This window comes from Catenibacterium sp., from assembly GCF_052354645.1.
Taxonomy (GTDB): Bacteria; Bacillota_I; Bacilli_A; order Erysipelotrichales; family Coprobacillaceae; genus Catenibacterium; species Catenibacterium mitsuoka_A.
In genome coordinates, this window is the sequence record NZ_DAWDDM010000022.1 from 1 (window position 1) to 6,214 (window position 6,214).

Below are 6,214 nucleotides of genomic sequence, written 5' to 3' on the forward strand. Positions count from 1 at the left end.
TTCAGCCATTGTATCCATGGGTGATTCATCAGTACCATATAATAAATCAAAAGTGATTGTATCAGTACCTAATTCCTTCTTAGCTGCATCTAGGTATTCCTGTGCTTTCTTTGTATCATAACCTACAAGATCACCTGCAGTATCACGGAAGTCTTTACCAGCTGGGCTAGTAGATAACTGTGATGGAACAAAACCAGTTGCTTCTTTAGAACCATCCTTTAAGACTTTTTCGCATAAGTCTTTTCTGTTGATTGCATAAGATAATGCTTCTCTTACATTCTTATTTGCAGTTGTCTTATTGTTGAAGTTCAACTGTAAGTAGAATAAGAAACCTTCATTGAAAGTAGTGAAAGTATCTTTACCTTTATACTTATCTACTAATGTAGAGTTGATTGTTGCATAGTCAACTTTGCCATTGTCAAAGTTCTGTGCAGCAGTCTTAGGATCCTGTACTAGGAACATTTCAAGGTTCTTAGTCTTAACTGCTTTAGCATCATAGTACTTATCGTTCTTAGTGAATGTTGCTTTGTTACCTTTGATCCACTTAGTCATTGTATAAGCACCATTAGATAATGTGTATTCTGGTTTAGTACCATAGTTCTTACCACATTTTTCAACGAACTTTTCGTTCTGTGGGAAGTAGCATGGGAAAGCCATTAAATCTGTGAAATATGGAACCTTGTTGTTTAATTCAACAACTAAAGTCTTATCATCAGTTGCTTTAACACCTAAAGTGTTCATCTGTTCATCAGTTGCCTTAGGACCTAGATCAATCAACTGACTCGCATTCTTAACTGATGCACCATCATCACCTAACATGTAAGCATAGTTACCTGCATTCTTAATAATTCTCTTCCAAGAATAAACGAAATCGTTGGCAGTGACTTTATCACCATTTGACCACTTAGCATCTTTTAAGTGGAAAGTGTAAGTCTTACCATCAGCACTTACATCCCAGCTCTTAGCTAATGCTGGAACTGTCTTGCCTTTGTCATTTACTGCTGTTAAGCCGTCTGTGATTGCATGGATTGCGTTGTATGACATACCATCATCAACTACTGTAGAATCCATACCCTGGATATCTAATTCACTTGCAAATCTGAAAGTATCTGTATCAGTTTTGCTTCCACATCCAGCAAGTAATGCTGCTGCCATACTTGCAGCAACTAAAACCTTTACTGTTTTCATAATTTTCCCCTCCATAATGGATATATCTATATGATAGCATCCAACTATCATGAGAAACATCTTACACTCTTTGTGTATACATGTCAATATTCATTAGTATAAATCTTTGTGCATTTCATGAATCTATTTTAGTTATTTGTCTTTTCCACAAATTGACTAATTTTAATATTTTTTACGCTTAATTTATTATCATAAAAAGAAAAATCACGCATATAAAAAAGACACCAATCAGGTGCCTCTTAGTCCATAAATGGGTTGATTTTATCAAGGATTGCATCCTTATTTGCGAAACCAATGATCTGTGTAACAGCCTTACCTTCTTTAAAGAAAATCATGTTTGGAATTGACTGTACACCGTATTTAGATGCTAAATCAAGTTCATTGTCTACATTGACTTTAACAACTGTTAACTGATCATTTTCAGCATCTAATTCTTCTAATACTGGACCAACCATCTTACAAGGGCCACACCAGTCTGCATAGAAGTCTACTAATACATACTTATTGTTTAATGCTTCATTAAAACCGTTCTGATCTACAATTTTCATATTCTTCACCTCACCTATATTTAAACAGATTGAAGAATATTCCGCAACTTATTTGCTTAGATGAATATCATAGGTCGTATAGGCAAGTTCTATACCTTCTTCGTTGAAACGCTTATTCATATTTTCAAGTAAACTACATCTAAGTGTTTCATAGTTTTCTGTGGCTGCCCATACTCTAAGTGTAAAGGTTAATGCACTATCCTTATATTCTGTCATATTCACAAAAGGTGGAATATCATTGAGACAATAAGGATTAGATAAGGCTTCTTCCATAATAACCTTCTTAACTAATTCTGTATCACTACCCATAATAACATCAAAGTTTAAATCTACACGACGTATTTCTTCACTTGAATAGTTCACTAATGTTGAGTGTGCTAACTGTGAATTAGGAATGACAATCTTCTTATTATCTAAAGTAAGTAGGTTTGTATAGAGTAAAGAGATTTCCTGGATTCTTCCTGTGACACCTACAACTTCAATTAAGTCTCCTTTTGAAAAAGGTTTTGCTAGTAAGATGATAATACCATCAAAGAAGCTTGCGAGTGAGTCTTTAATAGCAAGTGCAAAAGCAGCAGAAGCTGCAGTAAAGATAGCAAGAATAGAACTTGTATTAATACCAAGCTGTGATAAAGCCATAATCGCAATAATCACAATAAAGACTGTCTTGATGATTGTCTTAAAGAAGTTTAAGACAATTTCATCCTGGGAAGACTTTTCTATAAATTTTGTAAATAACTTATCAAAAATCTTATATACAACATATCCAATAACTATAATGATAAGGGCTTGAAGAGCTTTCTCTCCCATACCATAAAGTGTTTCTAAGTATTTTTTCACCATTTTTGTAACTCCTTTCATGTGCATTTACAATAATTCGTCTACCTTGATTAGTCAAGAAAATGTTGATTTATTCCTCAAAATTGTTAAAATTGTGTTTGACTGAAGGAGGTCCTTGTATGAAAATTGCAATCATGACAGATAGTAACTCTGGCATTACACAAAAAGAAGCAAAAGAATTAGGTATCTATTGTATTCCTATGCCTTTTACTATAGATGGGAAAGAATTTGAAGAAGATATCAATTTAACACAAGAACATTTCTATGAAAAACTAATGAGTGGTGCAGAAGTATTCACTTCACAGCCTACTATTGGTATTATCGCAAAGAAGTGGGATGAAATATTAAAAACACATGACGCTATCATTCATATACCTATGAGCAGTGGCTTATCTGGAAGCTGTCAGACAGCAATGATGATGGCGGATGAAGATCAGTATAAAGGAAAAGTATTTGTTGTGGATTCTCAAAGAATCTCTGTAACACAAAAAGCAGATGTCCTAGATGCCCTTGCAATGGCAGATAAGGGATATAGTGCAAAAGAGATTTATGATTATCTTATGAACAATAAGATGAATGCCACTATCTATGTTACTGTAGATACACTTGAATATTTAAAGAAAGGTGGGCGTTTATCCCCTGCTGCTGCAACGCTTGCGGGTTTATTGAAGATTAAGCCTATTCTTACTATTCAGGGTGAAAAATTAGATAAATACGGTACCTCACGTACTATGAAAAAAGCTCGTAAGATGATGATTGACCAGGTAAAACAGGATATTAGTGATCGTGGCTGGGGTGATGATTATGAAGTAGCATGTGTTTATTCTTATGATAAAGAAGCTGCTTTAGATTATCTTGAACAGATCAAAGAAGCATTTCCTGATAAAGAGGTCATCTTTGACCGTTTATCATTAAGTGTTGCTTGTCATATCGGTCCAGGTTCACTTGCAATAGCTGCTTTTAAGAAAGGTTCTTATTAAGATGTTCAATAGAACATCTTTTTTTAATTTCTCATGTATTCCCTTACAACATTGATTATTCACTTTATTTATATTATTATTTTAATGAATGAATTTACATTATTTGAGAAAGAGGTGGATAGTAGTTTATGTCAGTCGATAATACTGAGAAGAAAAAGACATTCAAACCTCACCGTTCTAAAAGAAGATTCCCTTCTACACATCATAATGTTAAAACACAGGGAACAAAGATATTCGCATTAGGCGGTTTAAATGAGGTTGGTAAGAATACTTACTGTATTGAATGTAATGATGAAATGATTATTATTGATGCAGGTGTTAAATTTGCATCTGAAGGTCTTCCTGGGATTGATTATGTTATTCCAGATTATACTTATTTAAGAAAGAATAATAAAAAGATCAAGGGATTATTTATTACACATGGTCATGAAGACCATATTGGGGGTATTCCTTTCTTATTAAGACTAGTGAATATACCATTTATTTATGCTTCTCCATTGGCTTGTGCCATGATTAGAAGAAAACTAGAGGAACATCATCTTACACATGTAACTAAGATGATTCCTATTAACCATGAAAGTTCTATCAAAACTAAATATTTTAATATTGGTTTCTTTAATACAAACCACTCTATTCCTGAATCTATGGGGATTATTGTGAATACACCTGATGGTCGTATTGTAGAAACAGGAGACTTTAAGTTTGATTTATCTCCAGTTGCTAATCCTGCTGATTATCAGATTATGAGTTTCTTAGGTGAAACAGGTGTCGATTTATTAATGAGTGATAGTACGAACGCAGAAGTACCTACATTCTCTATTAGTGAAAAGACTGTTGCAGGACAGGTACAGGAAGAATTCAGAAAGACTGAAGGACGTATTATTGTTGCAACATTCGCATCTAATATACATAGAGTACAGCAGATTGTAGAAGCTGCTGTTAAGTTTAATCGTAAGATTCTTGTATATGGACGTTCAATGGTCAACAATATTGATGTTGCAAGAAAGATGGGTTATATCAAGTGTCCTGATCGTTTCTTTATTAAGAATGATGAAGCAAAACATCTTCCTGATAATGAAATACTAATTCTATGTACTGGATCTCAGGGTGAGGCACTTGCTGCATTAAATAGAATTGCGAATGGTACACATCGTCAGATTAAGATTAAACCTGGTGATACTGTATTATTCTCATCTAACCCTATTCCTGGTAACCAATCTTCTGTATCACGTTTAATTAATAAGTTATATCGTTCTGGAGCAAGAGTTCTAGAAAACTCTATGATCAGTAACCTTCATACTTCTGGACATGCTTCCCAAGAAGAACAGAAGCTCATGATGCTTCTTACTAAGCCTAAATACTTCTTCCCAGTTCATGGTGAACATAAAATGCTTTGTATACATAAAAAATTATATGAAGAAGTAGGTGGAAAGCCTGATCATGCATTTGTATTAAGTAATGGGGATTGTTTATGCTTAAAGGATCATGAGATATTCCAGACAAGAAGCGTACATGCAGATGATATTTATGTAGATGGTAATGATTTAACAGGTTTATCTACAGCGGTATTACATGACCGTCAGATTTTAAGTGAAGATGGCATGGTTGCAGTACTTATTAGTATGGATTCTCATGCAGGTATTTTACTTCATAAACCAGTTATTATGAGCCGTGGATTTGTTTATATGAAAGATAGTAAACCTATGATTTATGGAGCAGAAATGGCTGTAGATCGTAAGCTACGTGCTTTATTGCAGGAAAAAACAACATTTGGTGAAATTAAGAATACAATCAGAGAAACATTAACATCTTATTTCTATACTAAGACAAAGAGAAGACCGATGATTATTCCTGTCATCATGAATAAGAAATAATGAAGAAAAAGAAAATTATTCGTACTAGTATTCTTGCAATTATTGTTTTCGCATTGGTGTTGTTTGGTGGTTATACATGTCTCTTTTCTAGAACACATTATTCTTTTACAAGAATGACTTATAGTAATGGATTATTACCTGATGGTTTTAAAAACTTTAAGATTGTAGATTTATCCGATATACATATTACTACATCCAAAGATATTGATCGTTTTGAACAGATTGTCGATGAGATTGAAGATCAAAGCTATGATATGGTTGTTTTTACTGGTGATCTGTATGAAAGTAAACCTATTCAAGATGCTAGAGTACAGAAAATCTTAAAGAAACTTCAACCAGATTATGGTAAGTTTGCAGTACTTGGTGATGAAGATCATGCACATGCTGAGGAAGTGACTAATATCCTTAATGAAGGTGGATTTGAAGTACTTAATAACAGTGCTCGTACCATTCATTATCGTAATAGTTCTTTTACCCTTTATGGACAATCTATTAATAGTCAGGAAGAAATACCTGCTTCTGACGGGTTTGTCTTAACTTTAAGTCATTATCCTGATAGTTTTAGTCAAAATAAAGGACATACACATTTACAGTTATCTGGACATAGTAATGGTGGGACTATCTGGTTCCCTGGTATTGGTCCACTTGTAAAGTGTAATAATGCGACTACTTATAATCATGGAAGTTATACAGAAAATGGTTCTGAACTAATTGTAAGTAATGGTATAGCACCACGTCATAACTATCATTTTAAAGTATTATGTGAAAATGAGATTATTATGAT

Annotated in this window: 6 protein-coding genes; 3 read left to right on the forward strand and 3 right to left on the reverse strand. The window is 33.6% G+C overall.

Features of this window, described 5'->3' with window-relative positions:
* The 3 genes from ACT8VG_RS01930 to ACT8VG_RS01940 all read right to left on the reverse strand — a co-directional run.
* Positions 1-1,188 (reverse strand): peptide ABC transporter substrate-binding protein (locus ACT8VG_RS01930; RefSeq protein ID WP_444195089.1); only part of this gene is annotated, 1,188 nt, incomplete at its 3' end.
* A 239-nt stretch (positions 1,189-1,427) separates the two neighbouring features.
* Positions 1,428-1,736 carry a thioredoxin gene (gene trxA / locus ACT8VG_RS01935; RefSeq protein ID WP_006504303.1) on the reverse strand — a complete coding sequence of 103 codons (309 nt, stop codon included), beginning with the start codon at positions 1,734-1,736 and terminating at the stop codon, positions 1,428-1,430.
* 48 nt (positions 1,737-1,784) lie between these two features.
* On the reverse strand, positions 1,785-2,579 hold the full coding sequence (locus ACT8VG_RS01940; protein WP_432272536.1) for a mechanosensitive ion channel family protein: 795 nt from the start codon (positions 2,577-2,579) through the stop codon (positions 1,785-1,787).
* 116 nt (positions 2,580-2,695) lie between these two features.
* Between ACT8VG_RS01940 and ACT8VG_RS01945 the strand changes: the two genes are divergently transcribed.
* From ACT8VG_RS01945 to ACT8VG_RS01955, 3 genes are all read left to right on the forward strand, one after another.
* Positions 2,696-3,556 (forward strand): DegV family protein, encoded by an 861-nt coding sequence (locus tag ACT8VG_RS01945; protein ID WP_187012070.1) that lies wholly within the window; start codon positions 2,696-2,698, stop codon positions 3,554-3,556.
* Between the two features lie 128 nt (positions 3,557-3,684).
* Positions 3,685-5,430 (forward strand): ribonuclease J1, encoded by a 1,746-nt coding sequence (gene rnjA, locus ACT8VG_RS01950; protein WP_022425581.1) that lies wholly within the window; start codon positions 3,685-3,687, stop codon positions 5,428-5,430.
* Positions 5,430-6,214 (forward strand): metallophosphoesterase (locus tag ACT8VG_RS01955; RefSeq protein ID WP_444195090.1); only part of this gene is annotated, 785 nt, incomplete at its 3' end. The genes rnjA and ACT8VG_RS01955, both read left to right, overlap by 1 nt.